Consider the following 18,747-nt stretch of genomic DNA (forward strand, 5'->3'; position numbering starts at 1 on the left):
GCGTCAATGGTCGGATTGCCGGTCGCGAGCCGTTAGCGTGCGGTGATGGACCGCCAACGTGTCGTGATCGCCGGGCTCGGCGACACCGGGGTGCTCACCGCCATCCGGCTGGCCCGGCGTTTCGACGTCGTGGGCATCTCGGTGAAACCGGGTTTGGTCAGTGGTCAGGAACTGGGCGTGCGGGTGGCGCGGCCCGACGACTGGGCCCGCGATTACTGGATCGAGTTCGGCCGGTTCCGCGGACTGGACCGGGTGCGTACGGTGCACGGGGTGCTCACGGGTATGGATCTGACGGCACGCACCGTGCATGTCGATCGCGCCGGTGACGCCACGGTGGAGCCCTATGACGCACTGGTCATCGCGACCGGCGTGACCAATGGATTCTGGCGCCGGCCGGTCTGGCAGACCGCCGAAGATGTTGGGCGCGAGCTGTATTCGGTGCACGGCCGGCTGGCCGGTGCGGAGTCGATCGCGGTCATCGGTGGCGGTGCCGCAGCGGTGAGTGCGGCGGCGAATCTCGCGGTGGCGTTGCCGGCGTCCGGTGTCGCGCTGTACTACCCCGGTGAACGTGCGCTGCCCCAGCATCATTGGCGGGTATGGAACCGGATCGAGAAGCGGTTGCGGGCGGCCGGGGTGGCGTTGCACCCAGGCCATCGCGCGGTGGTCCCCGTGGGATTCGGATGCGACGCCATCACCGGTGACCCGGTGCACTGGTCGACGGGGCAGTCCCCGGTCACTGCGGACGCGGTGCTCTGGGCGATCGGCAAGGTCCGCCCCAACACGGCGTGGCTACCGGCCGATGTGCTCGACGAGCAAGGATTCGTCCGCGTGACACCGCAATTGCAGGTACCCGGGCGTCCGGGGGTGTTCGCGGTCGGGGACGTGGCGGCCACCGATCCACTACGGGCGTCGGCGCGCAGCCGAGCCGACGCTCTGGTGGCCCGCAACGTCAAGGCCTATCTCGCCGGTGGCCGGCCGCGGGACTACCGCGCCCCGTCGACCCGCTGGGGTTCGGTCCTCGGGGTGCAGCGCGACGGCCTGGAGGTGTTCACCCCGGCCGGGCAGGCGTTCCGCTTCCCCGCGTGGTCGATAGACCGGGTGCTGCAACCGTGGATCGTCCGTCGTGGCATCTACCGCGGGGTGCGGAAACGGTAGCGAGAGGGAGTGCGGCGCCTGCGATGCGCGGTTGCGAACAGATATGACCGCTCCCGCGTTCGATCCCCGCTCACTGCTGGCCGAACCGATCGGCATGGCCCAGTCATGGCACACGTTGGGTGAGGACCCCGGCCGCCCGGAACGGGGCGAGCTGGGCCTCGGTTGCCGATTCGTCGGTGACCAGGGTCGTCCCCGGCGGGATCGGCGCCCACGCGTGGAACTGCCGTTGCCCGAGTTTGGCCGCGTGCGCCAGGACGTACACCGTCCCGGAGCGCTCGATCATCAGCTCCTTGAGTCGGGTCTGCTCCAACTCTGCTTCGCAGATGCCGAGTTCGGCGTGCACGGAGTCGGCACCGAGGAAGGCGCGGTCGAACGTCAGCCGGCTCAGGGTGGCCTCGGCCAGTGGCCCCACGAATCCCTGGCTGAGGTGCCGCAGGGTGCCGCCGATGCACTCGACGCGCACGTCGACGGCGTCGGCCAGTTCCTCCAGTGCGCTGAGCCCCGCAGTAACCACAGTGAGCCCGGGAACCTCGCAGAGGAATTCACCCATCGCGCCGACCGTGGTCCCGGCATCGAGCAGGATGGTCTCACCGGACCGCACCTGGGCCGCCGCCCACTTGGCGATACTGCGTTTGGCGTCGTAACCCTCCAGTGCCCGCTGCCGGAACGAGGATTCGGGTTGGCGGTCCAGGGCGATCGCCCCGCCGTAGGTGCGGGCGATCAGCCCCTGCTCGGTGAGCTGGCTCAGATCACGCCGGATGGTGGAGGCGGTGACGCCGAACTGGGTAGACAGTTCCTCGACACTGGCCAGACCACTGGACCGCGCGAGCCGGACGATCTCGGCCCGGCGGGCCTGCGAACCCCGTACCGGCACACTCGATCCTTAGACAGTCGTTGTGCTGCTTGCCAATTCAGCAGCCTGGCGAAGTGCTTCGACCATACTACCGGCCTCGGCGATGCCCTTGCCCGCAATATCGAACGCCGTGCCGTGATCCACCGAGGTGCGGATCACCGGCAAGCCGACGGTGATGTTCACTCCGGCCTCGATACCGAGCACCTTGACCGGGCCGTGCCCCTGGTCGTGATACATCGCCACGATCAGGTCGTAGTCACCGCGACCAGCCAGGAAGAACGCCGTATCGGCGGGCAGCGGTCCGTGCACATCGATACCGTCGGCGGCCAGCTTCTCGACGGCAGGTACGATCTTCTGCTCCTCCTCGCCGTAGCCGAACAGCCCGTTCTCCCCGGCGTGCGGATTGATCCCGCACACCCCGATCTTCGGGCTGGCATTTCCGGACCGGACCAGTGCCTCATGCCCGCGGCGCACGGTGCGTTCCACCAGACCCGGCTCGATCCGCCGCACCGCGTCGAGCAGTCCGATATGAGTGGTGACGTGGATGACCTTGAGTTTGGGGGTGGACAGCATCATCGACACCTCCTCGGTGCCGGTGAGATGCGCCAGCAGTTCGGTGTGCCCGGGGAAGATGTGCCCGGCCGAATGCAGGGCCTCCTTGTTCAGTGGTGCCGTGCAGATGGCCTGCACCTCCCCGCGCACCGCGAGTTCGCTTGCCACCCGGATGTATTCGTAGGCCGCGTGCCCGGCAACGGAAGACAGCTGGCCCCATGGCAGATCCGTGGGCAGCAGTTCCAGGTCGATGACGTTGATCCGGCCGGGAATCTGTTGTGCATCGAAAACAGATGTGACGGTGACGATCTCTGCGTCGACTCCGAGTATGCCGGCGGCCTGGCGGAGCCGGTTGGCATCGCCGATCACAACGGGGTTGCAGAACCCCTGGGTGGCCTTGTCGAGCAGGGCGGGCACGATGACTTCCGGTCCGATGCCCGCGCCGTCGCCCATGGTGACGGCGACGATGGGATGTCCTGTCATGACTTGTCCTTCGGTTGGGGATGGACGTGCGGGGTCAGGTGGTCGGCGATGGCGACAAGGCTGTCGTGATCGCCGAAGCTGCCCGGACGGGTGGCGACGTTGCGCCCGTCGGAGGCGACCGACACCACGGCACCGTGGTGTACCTGGTGAACGGGCCGCAGCTCGGTGAGGCCGATGGCGTCGATGACCGCACGGGCGGTCTCGCCGCCGGTGAGGATCAGATCGGGCTGATGCTGAAACTGGCCCTGGGCAACGAGTTTCCCGAGGGCTGCTGACAGGTCCCGGGCCTGCCCGGGCCGGACCTCGCCGTCGATGGTGAGCACCACTGGGCCGCTGTCCAGGGCCAGCACCAGCCGGCCTGGATCGGCGCTACCGTTCACCAGGGCAGCGGCGGCGATGGGAAGGTGTCCGAAGCCGTGCTCGATCAGCCGGCGGACCTGTTCTGCTGCTTTGGGTTCGGCGGTGCCGATGACGGCGAGCAGACCAGAAGGATCCCGGTACGGCGGAGGCTGCGGAGTGCCCGGTGCAAGGGTGCGCGCGACGGCGGCGGCCAGTGCCGCGGTGCCGACGAACTGGGTGCCGGGGGCGGCGTTGCGCAGAACGGCGTCCAGATCGGCATCGGTGGCGGCGTCACAGACCACGATACCGGCGCCGAACAGTTCGGTGACCGTGCTCGGCGGGGTGCTGGTTTCGGCCGCCCAGGCGACGGTTCGATGCAGCGGTACCCCGTCGATGTGCAGGACACCGCCGATCACGGTGCGGCCCAGCGCCGGCAGCGCCGCGGCGACGGTCACCGGTCCGCGTTCGGCCAGCACCGCCACCTCGGTGCCGATGTGTCCACGCAGCAGTGAATCGATCTTCTTGAACACCATCGCATCCGGGGCGACCGTAGCCAGCGCGTCGCGGTGTGCCCGCCGGGTGTCCGGTGCGCTCATCGTGCGGGTGTTCAGGTCGATCACGGTGACTCCGGGACCGGCCGGTTGTCCGGGTGCCAACTGCAGGGCGACGGAGGTCTGCCGGTCCAGGAACACAGCGGCGGTTTCGGCGGCCCCGGACAGGTCATCGGCGAGCACGACGATCGGGGCGCTCACAGTGAGGCTCCCGCACATTGCACGATGGACTGGCCGGTGATGCTGCCGCCGTTGGGGCCCAACAGGAATGCGATCAGTCCGGCCACTTCGGCCGGGTCGATGAACCGGCCGAGCGGAGGCAGTTTCGGTGGGGTGTGGGCACGGGCCGGGTCGGTCAGCATCGGGGTGTCGGTCGGTCCGGGGGCCACTATGTTGACGGTGATGGCGCGGGCGGCGAGCTCGGCGGCCCAGGATCGCGCCATCCCGGTGAGTGCGGATTTCGTTGCCACATACTGGCTTTTGCCGGCGTTGCCGGTCATGGTGCGGCTGCCGACCAGAACCACCCGGGCACCGTCGGACAGTTTCGGGGCCAGCGCGTTCACCAGCACCTCGGCGGCGCCGACGTGGATCCGCCACATCTGCAGGCCGTGCTCGGGATCGAGCGCTCCCAGTGGGGCGGAGTGCTGTAATCCTGCGGCGTGCACGACGGCATTCACTGAGCCGGCCTGCCCGGCCCAGGCGCGTAGCGCATCGAAGTCACCAAGATCGATGGTGACGGGGGTGAACTCGGCGTCCTGGACATCCGGGGTGCGCCGGCTCAAACCGATGACGCGCCAGCGATCGTCGAGCAGGCGGCGCACCGTTGCGGCTCCGATACCGGAGCTGGCGCCGGTCACCACCGCGGTCGGTGTCATGTCCGGATCCATTCCGGGGTGACCTCCACGTATTCGATGGCCTGCCGGAACCGGGTGAACGCCGTGTGCAGGGTGTCCCCGGTGGAGGTGATGCTCGGGTAGGAGTACTCGCGGTTCAGGCCGTCGCGCGAGTTGTTGGACAGGCAGTACCCGTCGCCCACTTCGATATTGCGTCGGACCGGCCAGGTCAGTCCGCCGTCGTCGGAGATCGCCAGCGTCATCGGGGCGCGTGGAGCCCCCCAGAATGCTGCGCGGTCGTCCCCGTCATCGGGCTTGACGGACTGCACGGCAGGACCGTCGGCCAGTCCATCGTCATCGATCTCGTCATAGAGCGACGTACGCCGCGCGGTGGCGTCGGATGCACTGGATTCGTTGAACACCAGTGCAAGTCGATCATTGTCGAGCACCACGAACTGGATCGAGGAATTGTTGTTGGGCAGTTCGGTGGGAACCGGCGCGCTCCAGCTGTCCCCGTCATCGGTGGAGACGCTGCGGTAAACCGCGTCGGCCCAGCGGCTGCGGTACAGCGCGATCAGGGTGCCGTCGGACAGGCGGCCGATGTTCATGTGCACACAACCGGTGCTCTCGGGCACCACCACCTCACGCCAGCTGCTCCCGGCGTCGTCGGAGATCATCACGCTGCTGTAGTCGCGGTCACCGACCCAGCGCTGTCCCGCGATGCGTACGCAGTGGAAGATCGGCAGCAGCAACCGCCCGCCAGGCAGCCGCACCAGCGGCTGCCGGACGAACACCCCGCCCTCGGCGGTCTCCGGCAGCAGCACATGGGCGTCGCCCCAGGTGCGCCCGCCGTCGTGGGAGATGCGGCGCAGTACCCGTGCGGTGTCCTGATTGCCGGCATGCTGGGATGTCCACAGCAGCCACAGCTCGCCCGAATCTTGCACGTGCAGAATCGGATTCTGCTCCGAGCGGGTCGAGTCGTCGGAGAGTTGCACCGGTGTCGACCACACCCCCTCGTCCATCCGGGAGAACCAGACGCTGATATCCGGCACACCCTCCTGGGTCCCGGCGAACCACACACAGGCCAGCGATCCGTCGGGCAACACCGCGAGGTTGGCGGCGTGGTTCTGGACCTGGGGTGCGGGCAGTAACGCGTCTCGTCGTCCGGCCTCGGTGTGGCTGCGCACAACCCCGTCGGTGAGCACGGTCATGCGCCCTTCAGAGAGACGGTGGACAGATCATAGGAATTGGTGGGGCGCAGGCTGATCCCTTCGATCCGGGCGCGACGGCCCAGCACCGCCTTCGGCACGAACGACCACAGCATCGGGCAGGTGTCCCAGATCGCGTGCTGTGCGGTGGCCAGCAGTTCGGCGCGCTTCTTGGCGTCGGGCTCCTCCGATGCACGCGTGATCTGCGCGGTGATGTCCGGGAAGAGGTAGCCGTGGTACGTGTCGCGGGTCTTCTCCTTCTCCGCGGTGCCCGCGTACATGCCCTGCATGATGGTCAGGGCCAGCCCGGTGGGGCTGGGGAAGCCGTTGCCCAGCACATCCCAGTCACCGGCTTTGCCCTGACGCCACTGCGCGATATCGCCGCCGGGTTCGAACTGCTGCAGGGTGGCGTTCACCCCGACCGCCGAGAGCATCTGTACCACCGACTCCATGATGTCGGTGTCGGCGGCGAATTCTCCGCTCTCCCAGATGATCTTGAGTTTTAGTTCACGCAGGCCCAGTGCGTCGAGTTCGTGGCGGGCACGATCGGGATCGTAGACGTATGCCCCGGTCTCGATCGCGCCGTCCAGGCTGAGCGGGATGACACCCTTGGAAGCGGTGGCTGATCCCTGGAGTACGTTGTCGGTCAACGATTTGCCGTCGATGGCGTAGGTGAGGGCACGGCGGACCCGGGGGTCGGCTGTCGGGGCGCCAGGAGCTTTGCGGAAGTTGTAGAACAGCTGGTTGAGGCGCACGCCGTCGGCGTAGTCGATAGCGACACCGTTCAATCCGGCGAGCTGGTCGGTGGAGTCGGGGGTGATGGAATCGATCACGTCGACCTCGCCGCTGCGCAGCGCGACCACGCGGCTGGACTCCTCGGGCATGAACCGCACGTGTACGGATTCCAAGGACGGGCGCGGACCCCAGTAGTTGGTGTTGCGTTCCAGGCTGTAATTGCCCAGGCCGCGGTCGGCGGTGGTGACGATGAACGGGCCGGTGCCGACACCGCCCTGCAGATCCTCGGGACGGTTGGCCGCGGCCGGGGTGATCAGGATGTTCGACATCAGGTAGTCGAGCACCGGGACTGGACGCTGCGTGTTGAGGGTGAACGCGGTGGCGTCGATCTTGCGGACGGTCGGCCACTCCGGGAAGAATCCGCCGACGAATCCGCCGTGCACCTGGCTGTACATGTTCAGCGCGGTGGCGACGTCCTCCACCTGCACCGGGGAGCCGTCGGAATACCGAATCCCGCGGCGCAGCCGGACGAACCATTCGGTCGGCGAGGTGAGTCGAAACTCCTCGGCGAGCACCAGCTGCGGGCGCAGATGCCGGTCGATCTCGGTGAGGGCCTGGCGGACGGCCCGCTGCACCGTCACCGCCGCGTCGTACTGCAGCAGCTTGTTGTCCAGTGTGGTCATGGACCGGTTCATCGCGAGGCTGATGGTGGTGGGGCCAGGGCGGCCGGTCGGGGTGGCGCACCCGGCCGCGGCGGAGCCGAAGGCCAAGCCGGCGCCGAGCAGCGCGCTGGAGCGCAGCAGGTTTCGGCGGGAAAACTGCCGGTCGAGCAAGGGTTTGGTCATCATCGACCCTCCGGGCGAAGTGCTGCTGTGACGGCTGATACAGCTGAACTGTACGCCTTATTGCGCGAAACGCGCAATGCAACCCCGACGCTTGCGCAAATCACGCACTCGTGACATTGTGAGCTGAGTAACAAAGCCTGTCGTTCAACGAAGGACGTCACGATGACCTAACAGCTCGACGCTCCGGCGGCGCCGCCCCCGGCCGCAGGCGCCCGAACGCCCGCGCGCCGCTGGTTCACCGCCGCCATGCCGAGATACATCGTCCGGCGGCTCGGGCAGAGCTTGCTCACCGTCTTCCTCACCCTCACCACGGTGTTCGTCCTCATCCGGCTGGCGCCGGGGACCCGGCGGACGCCATCGCCGGCCCGCTGGCAACCACCGAGGATCTGGCCCGTATCCGAGCCGACCTCGGCCTGGACGAGTCGGTGTTCATCCAGTACCTGCGCTACCTGCAGGGGCTGCTGCACCTGGATCTGGGCACCTCGTACTCCTTCCAGGCGCCCGCCTTCGACGTGGTGCTCGGACGCCTGCCCTACACCATCACGCTGTCGGTGGCGGCGATCCTGCTCACCACCCTGGTGGCCGTGCCCCTGGGGGTGTGGATGGCACGCCACGCCGACACCCGCCGCGAACTGGCCGCCAACGCCGTCACGATCACCGGCCAGTCGATGCCGGACTTCTGGACCGGCCTGATGCTCATCACCGTGTTCGCGGTGCTCATGCCGGTGTTCCCGGCGGCCGGCTTCACCACCTGGTCCAGCCTGGTGCTGCCGACTGTCACCATCGCCGTGCTGCAGGTCGCGCTGATCTCGCGGATGGTGCGCCGGGAGATGGTGGGCGCATTCACCGCCCCCTACATCACGGTGGGCCGGGCCCGCGGCGTGTCCGAACGCGAACTCATCTGGCGGTATTCGATGCGCAACTCGGCCATCCCGGTGCTGACCGCGCTGGGCACCCGGTTCGCGTCCATGCTCAACGGAGTCGTCGTCGTCGAGGTGGTGTTCGCCTGGCCGGGCGTCGGCTCCCTGGTGGTGCGTGCACTGGAAACCCGTGACTATCCGCTGATTCAGGCCACCGTGCTGGTGACCGCCGTACTGGCGGTGCTGGTCCAGCTGGCCGTCGACCTCTGCTATCCGGTGCTGGATCCGCGGGTGCGGCTCGGGAAGGGAAGCGCCAGATGAGCACCGAAACAGCCACGACCGTCTTCGAAGCCCCGGCAGTCCAGCGGCCCTCCGCGGTCACCGCCGGCGATATCGCCCGCGCCGGAGCGACCCGGCGAGCCCGCGACAGCAAGGTCAAGATCTGGGTTGGCAGCATCGCCGCGCTGCTCGTCATCGTGCCGGTCGCGTTCGCCCGGATCCTGCCGGTCCCTTCGCCGGATGCCACCGACCTGGCCGCCCGCCGGCTGGCGCCGCTGACCGACGGCCACCTGTTCGGCACCGATCAACTGGGCCGCGACCTGCTGGCACGCGTGCTCTACGGCGGCCAGGTGTCGCTGGTCATCGGCATTCTCGCCGTGGTGGTCTCGGGCCTGATCGGGCTGTCCCTCGGCGCGCTGGCAGGCTACCGCGGCGGCTGGGTGGACACCGTGGTGAGCCGGCTGCTGGAGGCGCAGCTGTCGCTGCCACTGTTGATGATGCTGCTCCTGGTCGTGGCCCTGTTCGGGCCCTCCATCCCCGTCATCACATTCGTCATCGCGATCGCCCAGTGGCCCGAAATCGCGCGTCTCACGAGATCATTGACACTGGTCGAGCGGGAGAAGCCGTATATCGCCGCCGCACACGTTCTCGGTCTGGGTCGCACCGCCATCCTGTTGCGCCACATCATCCCCAATATCGTCAAGCAGGTCTCCCTGGTGGTTCTGTTGCTGCTGGCCCAGGCGGTGCTGCTGGAAAGTGCGCTGAGCTACCTCGGCGCCGGACCGCAGCGCCCGTTCGCCACCTGGGGTCGCATCATCTCCGACGGCCAGGATTACGTCACCACATCGTGGTGGCTGGTCACTCTGCCCGGCTTGGTCATCGCCCTGTTGGTGGTCGGGGTCAACCTGCTCGGCGACGGGCTGCGCGACAGCGTCGGACTGCCCGGAATCGCTGTACTGAAACGGTTCTCGCTGCGAAAGAAGGCGAACTGAGATGCCCAAACTCCTTTGCGTCGATGACCTGCAGATCGAACTGATCACCGCCGGCGGTGTGATCCGCGCCGTGGACGGAGTGTCGTTCTGCATCGAGGCCGGCGAAACCGTCACCATCATCGGGGAATCCGGCTCCGGCAAGTCGACGACGGCGATGGGACTTCTGGGCCTGCTGCCGACCGACCTGGCGGTGCTGTCCGGGTCGGTGACTTTCCAGGACCGCCCGATCCTCAACAACGTCAAGGCTTTACAAGCGGTACGCGGTCGTCACATCGCACTGATACCGCAGGACCCGATGACCGCGCTGAGTCCCGTGCACACCGTCGGCACCCAGCTGCGCGACGCTATCCGGCTCAGCGGCGTCACCGGCCGAGCCCGCCAACGCGACCGAGCGGTGGAACTGCTTGAGCAGGTGCATATTCCGCGACCGACCGAACAGCTGATCAAGTATCCGCACCAGCTCTCCGGAGGACAGCTGCAGCGCGTCCTGATCGCCGCCGCGCTGGCCGCTGGCCCCGAGTTGATCGTCGCCGACGAGCCGACCAGTGCGCTGGATGTCACCGTGCAGGCCAGCATCCTGGACCTACTGCTGGAACTGCAGGAACGCACGGGCGTCGGCATGCTACTGATCACCCATGATCTCGGGGTGGCCCGGCTGATGTCGGATCGCGTCTTCGTGATGTGCAACGGGCGGTTCGTCGAAAGCGGCTCAGCCGAAGAACTGCTGCGCGCACCCCAGACCGAGTACACCCAGCGTCTGCTCGCCGCGGTTCCGCGGCTGGACGGGCCCGTCAAGATCGGAGTGTCGGCATGAACCTACTGGAAGTCAAAGACCTGGTGGTCGAATATTCGGTGGGCGACGGGGTGTTCCGTGCCCTGGACACCGTCAGCTTCAGCGTCGAGAAGGGCTCCACCCTGGCTGTCGTCGGCGAATCGGGCTGCGGCAAATCCACTCTCGCCAAGGCGATCGTGCGGCTAGTGGCCCCGACGTCGGGGCGGATCGTGTTCGACGGCACCGATATCGCCACGCTGTCCGAGCGCGGAATGCGGCCGTTGCGGTCGCGTATCCAGATGGTCTTCCAGGATCCATACGGTTCGCTGGACCCGCACCTCAGCGCCGTCGACATCGTCGGAGAGCCGTTGCGTCTGAAGGGGGTGCGCAGCCGGGCCGCCCGGGAGGCCAAGGCTACCGAGTTGATCGACCGGGTGGGACTACCGTCAACAGCCCTGCGCCGCAGGCCCGCCGAGTTCTCCGGCGGTCAGCGCCAGCGCATCGGCATCGCTCGCGCACTGGCCAGTGGCCCGGACCTGCTGGTCTGCGATGAGGCCACCAGCGCCCTGGACGTGTCGGTGCAGGCGCAGGTGCTCGAACTGCTACGGGAGATCAAACGCGACACCGGGCTGACCTATGTGTTCATCACCCACAACCTCGGTGTGGTGCGCGAGATAAGCGACACCATCATCGTGATGCGCAGTGGCAGCATCGTCGAACAGGGCGCCACGGCCGATGTGCTCGCCCATCCGCAACAGCCGTACACCCGCGCCCTGCGGGCCGCCGCACTGGATCCCACCACCATGGTGGGCGTAAAGCCGCGCAGTGTGTTGCGCACCAAACAGGAACAAGGAGCCGCTTAGTGTCCGACCTTCAACTGGCCCCACTCATCTTGGGCACCATGACCTTCGGAGACACCGTCGACACCGCGGGTGCACGGCGTTTACTCGACGCGGCGCTGGACGCCGGGATCACCCATATCGACACCGCCAACGGGTACGCCGGAGGTGAGACCGAACGGATCCTGGCCGGTCTGCTCAAGGGCCGCCGCGACCGGGTCACGTTGGCCACCAAAGCCGGGATGTCGCACCCCGACGCGGGGGAGCATGCCCCGCTGTCGACGGCCGGGCTGCGCGCCAGCGTGGACGGCAGCCTGGCACGGCTGGGCACCGACCGCGTCGAGCTGTTCTACCTGCACCAGCCCGACCGTGCGACCTCGCTGACCGAAACCCTTTCCACCGTCGCAGATCTGGTAGCCGAAGGCAAGATCGGCGCGCTCGGGGTGTCCAACTACGCCGCCTGGCAGATCGGCGAGGTCAACCGCGTCGCCGATGAGGTCGGCGCGCCCCGCCCGATCGTCGCTCAGCAGCTCTACAATCTGCTGGCCCGCCGGATCGAGGACGAGTACGCCGAATTCGCCGCCGTCACCGGGCTGGTAACCATGGTGTACAACCCACTCGGCGGGGGACTGCTGACCGGTCGGCACAGCTTCGGCGCCGAACCGGCCGGCGGCCGGTTCGGCGACTCGCGATTGGCGCAGATGTACAAGCAAAGATACTGGAACACCGCGATATTCGACGCAATCGAGGCGTTGGGCACCATCGCCGAGAAGGCCGGCGTGCTCCTGACCGAACTGGCGCTGCGCTGGCTGCTGTCCAAACCTGCTACCGGACCGATCCTGCTCGGTGGCTCCAAAGTCAGCCACCTGCGCGCGAATATCGCGGCGCTGGACAAGGGGCCGTTGGACGCCGAGATCATCGAAGCCTGTGATGACGTCGGCGCTGCGCTTCGCGGCCCAATGCCCAATTACAACCGATAGGTCATCATGAGCGCACATGAATTCGCCGCTCGGCTCCGTAACCGCGAACGTATCCTCGGCTACTGGTCGGTGCTGGACTGTCCGGTCGTCCACGAATGGGTGGCGCATGTCGGCTGGGATTACCTGGCGCTTGACCTTCAGCACGGGCTGATCGGATACTCCGGCATGCTCGCCGGGCTGACCGCCATCGACGCCGCAGGCGGACCGGTCGGGTTGGTGCGTGTCGAGGCGAACAACCCGACCCCGATCGGGCGGGCGTTGGACGCCGGGGCGGCCGGGGTGATCGTGCCGTTGATCGACACCGCCGCCGATGCCGCCGCCGCGGTCGCCGCGGCGACATACCCGCCCCACGGGATCCGCTCCTACGGGCCGATGCGCTCGCAGCTGCGGATCGGCCCGCTGCCCGCCGAGGCCAACCGCGACACCGTGGTGCTGGCAATGATCGAAACCCCGCAGGGCCTGGCCAACGTGGCCGAGATAGCCGCGGTGCCCGGACTGGACGGCGTGTACGTCGGACCGTCGGATCTGCGGCTGGCGGTCGGCGGTGCGCACTCTAATGATCCCGCGGTGGCGGGCGAATTCGAGGCCGCGCTGACGAAGGTGCGCGAGGCCGCGGCCGCAGTAGGTGTCGCCGCAGGCATCCACACGTCCGACGGCGCCACCGCCGCGCGGCGCCTGGCCGAAGGGTTCACCTTCGCCTCCGTCGCCTCCGATGTCACGCATCTGAAGGCGGTATCGGCCGCACATCTCAAGGATGCACTGGCCGGCACAGCCTGACCACACTCATACCGTCGTGAATACGGTACGGTCGCCAGTGGATCGGCGGAAAGGGTCCCGGATGAGCAAGGTCATGGAGGGCGTACGCGTCCTGGAGGTCGCGCAGTTCACGTTCGTCCCCGCGGCGGGGGCGATCCTCGCGGACTGGGGTGCCGACGTCATCAAGGTCGAACATCCAGTTCGGGGCGACACTCAGCGTGGTTTCGTCAACATGGGCGGCTTCGCGCTGGACCCCGACCGGCACCCGCTGATCGAACATCCCAACCGCGGTAAACGCAGCGTCGGCATCGACGTCTCCACGCCCGGCGGCCAGGAGGTGCTCTACGAGATCGCCAAGACCGCCGACGTATTCCTGACCAACTACCTGCCGCAGGCCAGGCAGAAGAACAAGTTCGACGTCGAACACATTCGCTCGGCGAATCCGAACATCATCTATGCCCGCGGGAGCGCCTACGGCGACAAAGGCCCCGAGCGGCTGATCGGTGGATTCGACGGCACTGCCTTCTGGACCCGTAGCGGTGTCGGACACGCACTGACTCCGGAGGGGCTCGGAGGTGCTCTGCCCCAAGGTATTCCGGCCTTCGGCGACTCGATCGGCGGGATGAACATCGCCGGCGGGATCTCGGCGGCACTGTTTCACCGGGAACGCACCGGGGAGGCCCTGGAGATCGACGTCTCGCTGTTGAGTACCGCGTGGTGGGCCGCGGGCGCCAGCGTCACCCAGGGCATGGAGACCGGGGAGACGATGCGCTCGCTGATGCCGGGCGCCACCGCATCGGTCAATCCATTCATGGCCAACTACCAGACCTCTGACGGCGGCACCATCAATCTGTGCATCGTCAGCCCCACCGGCTATATCCGCGACACCTTCGCACACCTGGGCCTGCCCGAACTCGCCGATGATCCGCGATTCTCCGACGTGCTGCCTTTGATCGAGAATGCCGAAGCCGGTGTGGAACTCATCGCTGAAGCAATCCGCAACAAGCCGTTCGAGTACTGGCGCCGGCATCTCAAGACGATGAAAGGCCAGTGGGCGCCGTTCCAGAGCCTGGTGGATCTGGGCACCGACGAGCAGGCGATCGCCAACGACATGATCGTCGAGGTCGAAGGTGCGGACGGGAAACCGTTCAAGGTGGTGCGTGGGCCGGTGCAGTTCAATCATGAACCGGTGCAGACCACCCGTGCCCCGCAGGCCTCCGAGCACACCGAACTGGTGTTGATGGAAATCGGGCTGGAGTGGGACCGCATCGAGGAGCTCAAGGACGCCGGCGCGATAGCCTGAGCCGCTCTCAGAACGGGATCGGTGTGTCATCGAGTGCGGCTTGTTCGTAGAGGTGGTCTTCGAGCTGCCACGCCAACAGGCGTCGTTCGGCCTGTCGTTGGTTGAGGCGCTCGAGGTTGGTCCCGCGTTCGTGGGTGACACGTTGGGTGTGTTCGGCGGTGCGAGTCTGTCTGCGCCGGGGCATTTTCAGTCCGCGTAGCGAGTTCGGCGGCGCGGCGGTGTGGATATCGGGTGTTCCGGTGGGCGTGGCCAGGGCCGGGAACCAGTGCGCGCCTTCGGGGGTGGTGGTGTGCACCTGGCCGGTGGGGGTGCGCCAGGCCACGGTGCCGTCGGGGTACTGGGTGTCGGTCCATCCGTCGTGGAAGGTTTTCAGCAGATGATGAAAACGGCACAGGCACTTCAGGTTTGTTACAAGTTGTAAAAATACCCCCCATAAGTTTGGGCGGTGATCTGAAGGTTTCCGCCAAGGTGATGACTCTTTCTGTGGGAACTCGTCAGGTCATCGCACCTGGAGCGTCCTCGGAGTCGATCCAAGTGGCATCGCCGTCCCAATGGTGGTGGGTGGCGCGCAGGTATCGGTATTAGGGTTTTGGTGTTGTGGGGCGTAGAGCGTTTTCTGCTGCTGAGCGGGCTGTTGCTTTGGATGTGTCGGTGCCCCCGAAGCAGGCCGCCCAGCAGTTGGGGCGTACTGAGGGCACGATCCGCGCGATGCGCGCCAAGGAGCGTTTGCGTCGTCTGCCGGTCCCTGAGGGGAAGCACGGCACGGCGTATGCGTGGCGTACTTATGGTTGTCGTTGCCAGCCGTGTGTCGACGCTCAGCGTGCGCATGAGCGGGCCTGGGCGGCACAACGGCCGCTGGAGGCCAAGGTGCGTAAAGCGGCCCGCACTGCAGTACATCATGCTGGGCAGCCGGATCGGCGCAACGGAATCCGGCGGGCCCGCAGCATCACGGTCGCCGAAATCACCGCACCCAAAGCGATTCGGGCGGGAGAACCCGTCACCGAGGAGGATGTCGAGATTGCCTGCGATCTGTCCATGACCGCCATGGAAGCGGCGTTGGTGTTGGGGCGCACGGCATCGGCGGTGGATGCGATCCGTCGCAAGCATCGGGATCGCCATGATCCTGCTCAGGCGCCCCGAAACCGGCCCTGGACCGACGATGAGGTGGCCATCGCCCTTGACGAATCAATAGAGATTCAGGACGCGGCTACCCGTCTTGATCGCAGCCCGCAAGCCGTCGCCGCCAAACGCGCCACCACACCCCGCACCGGCGCGACGCTTAGCCGCGAGCAAAGGTCGTGACTGAGCGTCACAGGTGACGCAGAGTGTTGCGCAGGTGGTGCGCAACACTCTGTTATCCCGGTCGGGCACGGCTCTTGGGGTCGGGGCGAATATCAGCGAATATGGTGTTTTCGCTTGTTGATTCGTGCTTTTTCGTGCTGGTGGTGTCCTGGTGCGGAACGGGGCGTGATCATGTCGAGTGAGGCCACCAATGGTGCGATAGTGACATGTCATTCAGTTATGTGTGTATGGTGGGGGCGGACATACAGCTCCTGGATACCAGTAAAGAAAGTTCTCACAGGGCTTGTTTGGTGGTCCGGTGTTGCGGGGGCGGCGGACGGGAGCGCCAGCGGACGGTAGCCGTCCGCGCTTGCTCGGGATGTTCGGGTCTGTTGATGGATATGGGTTGTGGGGCTGTCATCGGCATTTTTTGGGGGAGCCGGCAGGGCAAGGTCGGCGGGTTGTTGTAAGGGCTCGGTCTGTGAAGCGGTAGGTGCTGGCCTTAATGAACACGAGGTGAGGGTGGTGGTTGAAAGTGTCGAGTGGTGGTCAGGAGGGAACGGTTGTGGGCGGATCTGTGGGCGGGCGTTTGGTCAAGCAGATGGCTGATTCTTTGCGCGATCTTCCTGATCACAATCGGCTGCTTTTGCATCTTCCGCGGGTTCAAGTGGGTACCGAGTGGGCGGGTTGGGTGGACGGTGAGGAACCGACGCTGTTTTGTGGCGGGGTGCGTTTTAGCCTGCTGTATGAGTTCCATACCGAGGACAAATGGGATCCCGGCTACATCGTTGATCGTTTGGCAGTCTTGTGGCAGATGTGGGGATGGGTCTGTACTGAAGGTGGGGGGCTCAGGGATCGTCGTCACTTGACCGGTACGTGCGCGGACGGGACAACGTTCGTTCTGGCAGCTGCCGCGCAGGCCCGGAGTTCGTGGTTGTTTGTCACCTCGCCGCAATTTGACGCTGGCATCGCGGGCGCGGCCGCCGATGTGATGCCGTTTGCGGTGACGCCGTTCGGTGCTCTCACGTTGGCGCAGGTCTGGTTGGCTTACCCGAAGCTGATCGTCTGGTAGCGGCCTATCGCTCTGTACTGCAGAGGTGTGCTCTACGGGGGTGTCGCCGCTACGCTGGCTGGCGTGAGCGGAGCCTTGATCGATCGTGCGCGCCGGTTGGCGCAGGTGCACCTTGGCGGGTTGCTGCGCCGGTGGGGCCATGTTGAGGGTGTGGCTGGGGCCGCCGAAAGTGTGCGGGGGCATTTCGATACGGCGACTGGCGATGCCTTGGTGGCCGCTGCGTGGCTTCACGATATTGGTTACGCCCCTTCGGTGCGGGTGACGGGATTCCATCCCCTTGACGGGGCCCGGTTCGTCCGATCGCAGGGATTCCCCGACGTGGTGGCGTCGTTGGTGGCATTTCACAGCGGTGCGGCTGCCGAAGCGGGCCAGCGCGGGATCAGCGGGCTGGCCGAATTCGGTGAGCCCGCCGGTGACGTGCTCGATGCGTTGACGTTCTGTGATCTGACGACGGGGCCGGACGGGTCGGTGGTCAGCGCAGAGGATCGTTTGGATGAGGTTTTGAGGCGGTATGGGCCTGCTGATCCGGTGCACCGTGCCGTGGATGAGGTGCGCGGTGAGTTGCTGGCGGCGGTGGGGCGGGTGCGGTCGTGGTCGTAGCCGCCTTTATCCGAGGTAGGGCGTGGGTGGCGCGTTGAGGTAGTGATCGATACGTAGCCGCATAGAAGGGTGCATGTCGAGGGTGTCGAGGTCGGCGGGATCTGTCCATGCGATGTCGGTGCTTTCGTGATCGATGGCCAGGCGCCCACCGAGAAGCCGCGTGGTGAAGCACAGTGAAAACTGTTGGCGAACTTCGCCATTGGTGAATGCTACGACGTGGTGTGGGTTGGTGTAGACGCCGACCAGTCCGGTGATCTCCACATCGAGGCCGGTTTCTTCTTTCACTTCTCGGACGGCGGTGTGTTCGATCGTCTCCCCGATGTCGTGTCCGCCACCGGGGAGCGCCCAGAGGGTGTTGTCGCGTCTTTTGACCAGCAGGATGCGGCCGTGCTCGTCGGTGACGATCGCGGAAGCGGACGGGACGACGCTATTGGGGTGCGGGGCGTTGGGATCGTTGTAGTAGTCCGTGCGTGACATGGCGATGGCCTTCCTACTGTGCGGGCTGTGGTGAGCTATCCATGGGCCGGGCGCTGTCCCAGACGCGGGTGAATGCCCGGTCGAAGGTGGCCCAGAGCCGGGGGTCTTCATTGCGGGACAGCAGCAGTACGGGGTTGTCTCGTCCTGGGGAGCCGTAGACGTGGAAGTTGACGATCATGTTGGCGTCGACCCGGAAGATGGACGTGTAAAGCGTTGTCTGGTGGGTGCGTATCTGTAAACCTGGTGTGCCAGCGTAGGGCCGTAGCAGCTCGACGCTGGTGCGTGACCGTGCGGTGACGGCATCGCCGATTTGTTCCTCGTGCCCGCGAAGCGCGAGGCTATCGGCATCGGGGTCACCTACGAGGAATCGGACGACCGCGCCCCGCGCGGTCGCCTCAACGAGAGCGTCGGTGAAGCCATCAAGGGTGTCGAACAGGAAGGTCGCCGCGAGGACCAGGATGTCGATCGATTCCTGAGCGCCGAGGAAATGGTTTTGCCACACCGTCACCGGTATCTGGGTGCGGCTGCTGAACAAGGTGGCGCGGGACGGGGCGGGGCTGGTCGTGGCTTGCGTAGGCTGCTGATTCGCAAATTGAGCCGGCCACAAATCCCGCGGTGTGCAGCCCAGAGCGGACGCAGCTCGTTGCGCGTTGTCCTCGCGCACTTTGATATCAACGTTGGCTAACCACCGTCGAACCGTCTTCTCCTCCACGTCGGCGTGGGTCGCTAACTTGCGCGGTGACATCCGCTTGGCGTCCATGGCCTTTTCGAGGGCGGCGTTGGGAACAGCGGTGCGCTCGGCGTCACCCGTGTCCAGCACCCCGTTCCCCCTCGTGCGTATCAGTTCGCCCCCTCGTCAGGGCGCGGGACAGATTTTCTCATACCTCACGGCGGGGCCGTAGCAACAGCTAACTACCCATGGGTTGGCCAGCGCCGCTCGCAACGTCCGAAAAATGTCCCTGGTTGTGTCCGAAATGTCTGT

Annotated in this window: 20 protein-coding genes; 11 read left to right on the forward strand and 9 right to left on the reverse strand. The window is 66.4% G+C overall.

Features of this window, described 5'->3' with window-relative positions; genetic code table 11:
• Window positions 1–45 precede the first annotated feature (45 nt).
• Window positions 46–1,155, forward strand: a complete 1,110-nt coding sequence (locus QN239_RS03380; protein WP_499008177.1) for an FAD-dependent oxidoreductase — start codon at window positions 46–48, stop codon at window positions 1,153–1,155.
• Window positions 1,156–1,258: 103 nt separating this feature from the next.
• On the opposite strand, the gene QN239_RS03385 is transcribed toward QN239_RS03380, so the two are convergent.
• Genes QN239_RS03385 through QN239_RS03410 form a run of 6 tightly spaced genes read right to left on the reverse strand, consistent with a single transcriptional unit; the run spans window position 1,259 to window position 7,557 of the window.
• Complete coding sequence (locus QN239_RS03385; RefSeq protein WP_499008178.1) at window positions 1,259–2,029, reverse strand: DeoR/GlpR family DNA-binding transcription regulator; 771 nt, start codon at window positions 2,027–2,029, stop codon at window positions 1,259–1,261.
• A gap of 9 nt (window positions 2,030–2,038) precedes the next feature.
• Window positions 2,039–3,043, reverse strand: a complete 1,005-nt coding sequence (pdxA, locus tag QN239_RS03390; RefSeq protein ID WP_499008179.1) for a 4-hydroxythreonine-4-phosphate dehydrogenase PdxA — start codon at window positions 3,041–3,043, stop codon at window positions 2,039–2,041.
• Window positions 3,040–4,134: a four-carbon acid sugar kinase family protein gene (locus QN239_RS03395; protein WP_499008180.1), complete on the reverse strand. Its 1,095-nt coding sequence runs from the start codon at window positions 4,132–4,134 to the stop codon at window positions 3,040–3,042. The genes pdxA and QN239_RS03395 overlap by 4 nt, the downstream gene beginning before the upstream one ends.
• Window positions 4,131–4,808, reverse strand: a complete 678-nt coding sequence (locus tag QN239_RS03400; protein WP_499008181.1) for an SDR family NAD(P)-dependent oxidoreductase — start codon at window positions 4,806–4,808, stop codon at window positions 4,131–4,133. Before QN239_RS03400 ends, QN239_RS03395 begins: the two co-directional genes overlap by 4 nt.
• Entirely contained in the window at window positions 4,805–5,977 is a 1,173-nt protein-coding gene (locus QN239_RS03405; RefSeq protein WP_499008182.1) for a sialidase family protein, read from the reverse strand. Before QN239_RS03405 ends, QN239_RS03400 begins: the two co-directional genes overlap by 4 nt.
• Entirely contained in the window at window positions 5,974–7,557 is a 1,584-nt protein-coding gene (locus QN239_RS03410) for an ABC transporter substrate-binding protein (RefSeq protein WP_499008183.1), read from the reverse strand. The genes QN239_RS03405 and QN239_RS03410 overlap by 4 nt, the downstream gene beginning before the upstream one ends.
• Window positions 7,558–7,949: 392 nt before the next feature.
• Here QN239_RS03410 and QN239_RS03415 point away from each other — a divergent pair, with 392 nt between their 5' ends.
• From QN239_RS03415 to QN239_RS03445, 7 genes are all read left to right on the forward strand, one after another.
• Entirely contained in the window at window positions 7,950–8,735 is a 786-nt protein-coding gene (locus tag QN239_RS03415; RefSeq protein WP_499016544.1) for an ABC transporter permease, read from the forward strand.
• A complete protein-coding gene (locus QN239_RS03420) occupies window positions 8,732–9,685 on the forward strand; it encodes an ABC transporter permease (RefSeq protein WP_499008184.1) in 954 nt (317 codons plus the stop codon). Before QN239_RS03415 ends, QN239_RS03420 begins: the two co-directional genes overlap by 4 nt.
• A gap of 1 nt (window position 9,686) precedes the next feature.
• Entirely contained in the window at window positions 9,687–10,499 is an 813-nt protein-coding gene (locus tag QN239_RS03425) for an ABC transporter ATP-binding protein (RefSeq protein ID WP_499008185.1), read from the forward strand.
• Window positions 10,496–11,320: an ATP-binding cassette domain-containing protein gene (locus tag QN239_RS03430; RefSeq protein ID WP_499008186.1), complete on the forward strand. Its 825-nt coding sequence runs from the start codon at window positions 10,496–10,498 to the stop codon at window positions 11,318–11,320. The genes QN239_RS03425 and QN239_RS03430 overlap by 4 nt, the downstream gene beginning before the upstream one ends.
• Window positions 11,320–12,276: an aldo/keto reductase gene (locus tag QN239_RS03435; protein ID WP_499008187.1), complete on the forward strand. Its 957-nt coding sequence runs from the start codon at window positions 11,320–11,322 to the stop codon at window positions 12,274–12,276. The genes QN239_RS03430 and QN239_RS03435 overlap by 1 nt, the downstream gene beginning before the upstream one ends.
• A gap of 6 nt (window positions 12,277–12,282) precedes the next feature.
• The gene (locus tag QN239_RS03440) at window positions 12,283–13,053 is read left to right on the forward strand and encodes an HpcH/HpaI aldolase family protein (protein WP_499008188.1); all 771 of its coding nucleotides are present in this window, start codon (window positions 12,283–12,285) and stop codon (window positions 13,051–13,053) included.
• 61 nt (window positions 13,054–13,114) lie between these two features.
• Complete coding sequence (locus QN239_RS03445) at window positions 13,115–14,335, forward strand: CaiB/BaiF CoA transferase family protein (RefSeq protein WP_499008189.1); 1,221 nt, start codon at window positions 13,115–13,117, stop codon at window positions 14,333–14,335.
• Between the two features lie 7 nt (window positions 14,336–14,342).
• On the opposite strand, the gene QN239_RS03450 is transcribed toward QN239_RS03445, so the two are convergent.
• A complete protein-coding gene (locus QN239_RS03450) occupies window positions 14,343–14,657 on the reverse strand; it encodes a hypothetical protein (RefSeq protein ID WP_499008190.1) in 315 nt (104 codons plus the stop codon).
• Between the two features lie 329 nt (window positions 14,658–14,986).
• Here QN239_RS03450 and QN239_RS03455 point away from each other — a divergent pair, with 329 nt between their 5' ends.
• The 3 genes from QN239_RS03455 to QN239_RS03465 all read left to right on the forward strand — a co-directional run bounded on the left by QN239_RS03455 (window position 14,987) and on the right by QN239_RS03465 (window position 17,288).
• Window positions 14,987–15,637 carry a hypothetical protein gene (locus QN239_RS03455; RefSeq protein ID WP_499008191.1) on the forward strand — a complete coding sequence of 217 codons (651 nt, stop codon included), beginning with the start codon at window positions 14,987–14,989 and terminating at the stop codon, window positions 15,635–15,637.
• A gap of 580 nt (window positions 15,638–16,217) precedes the next feature.
• A complete protein-coding gene (locus QN239_RS03460) occupies window positions 16,218–16,688 on the forward strand; it encodes a DNA gyrase subunit B (RefSeq protein WP_499008192.1) in 471 nt (156 codons plus the stop codon).
• Between the two features lie 63 nt (window positions 16,689–16,751).
• Window positions 16,752–17,288: an HD domain-containing protein gene (locus QN239_RS03465; protein ID WP_499008193.1), complete on the forward strand. Its 537-nt coding sequence runs from the start codon at window positions 16,752–16,754 to the stop codon at window positions 17,286–17,288.
• Window positions 17,289–17,294: 6 nt separating this feature from the next.
• Here the strand turns inward: QN239_RS03465 and QN239_RS03470 are convergent, their stop codons facing one another.
• Both QN239_RS03470 and QN239_RS03475 read right to left on the reverse strand, forming a co-directional pair.
• Window positions 17,295–17,765 (reverse strand): NUDIX hydrolase, encoded by a 471-nt coding sequence (locus QN239_RS03470; RefSeq protein ID WP_499008194.1) that lies wholly within the window; start codon window positions 17,763–17,765, stop codon window positions 17,295–17,297.
• A 13-nt stretch (window positions 17,766–17,778) separates the two neighbouring features.
• On the reverse strand, window positions 17,779–18,582 hold the full coding sequence (locus QN239_RS03475) for a helix-turn-helix domain-containing protein (protein WP_499016547.1): 804 nt from the start codon (window positions 18,580–18,582) through the stop codon (window positions 17,779–17,781).
• Window positions 18,583–18,747 lie beyond the last annotated feature (165 nt).

The organism is Mycolicibacterium sp. Y3 (assembly GCF_051188035.1).
Classification (GTDB): Bacteria; Actinomycetota; Actinomycetes; order Mycobacteriales; family Mycobacteriaceae; genus Mycobacterium; species Mycobacterium fluoranthenivorans.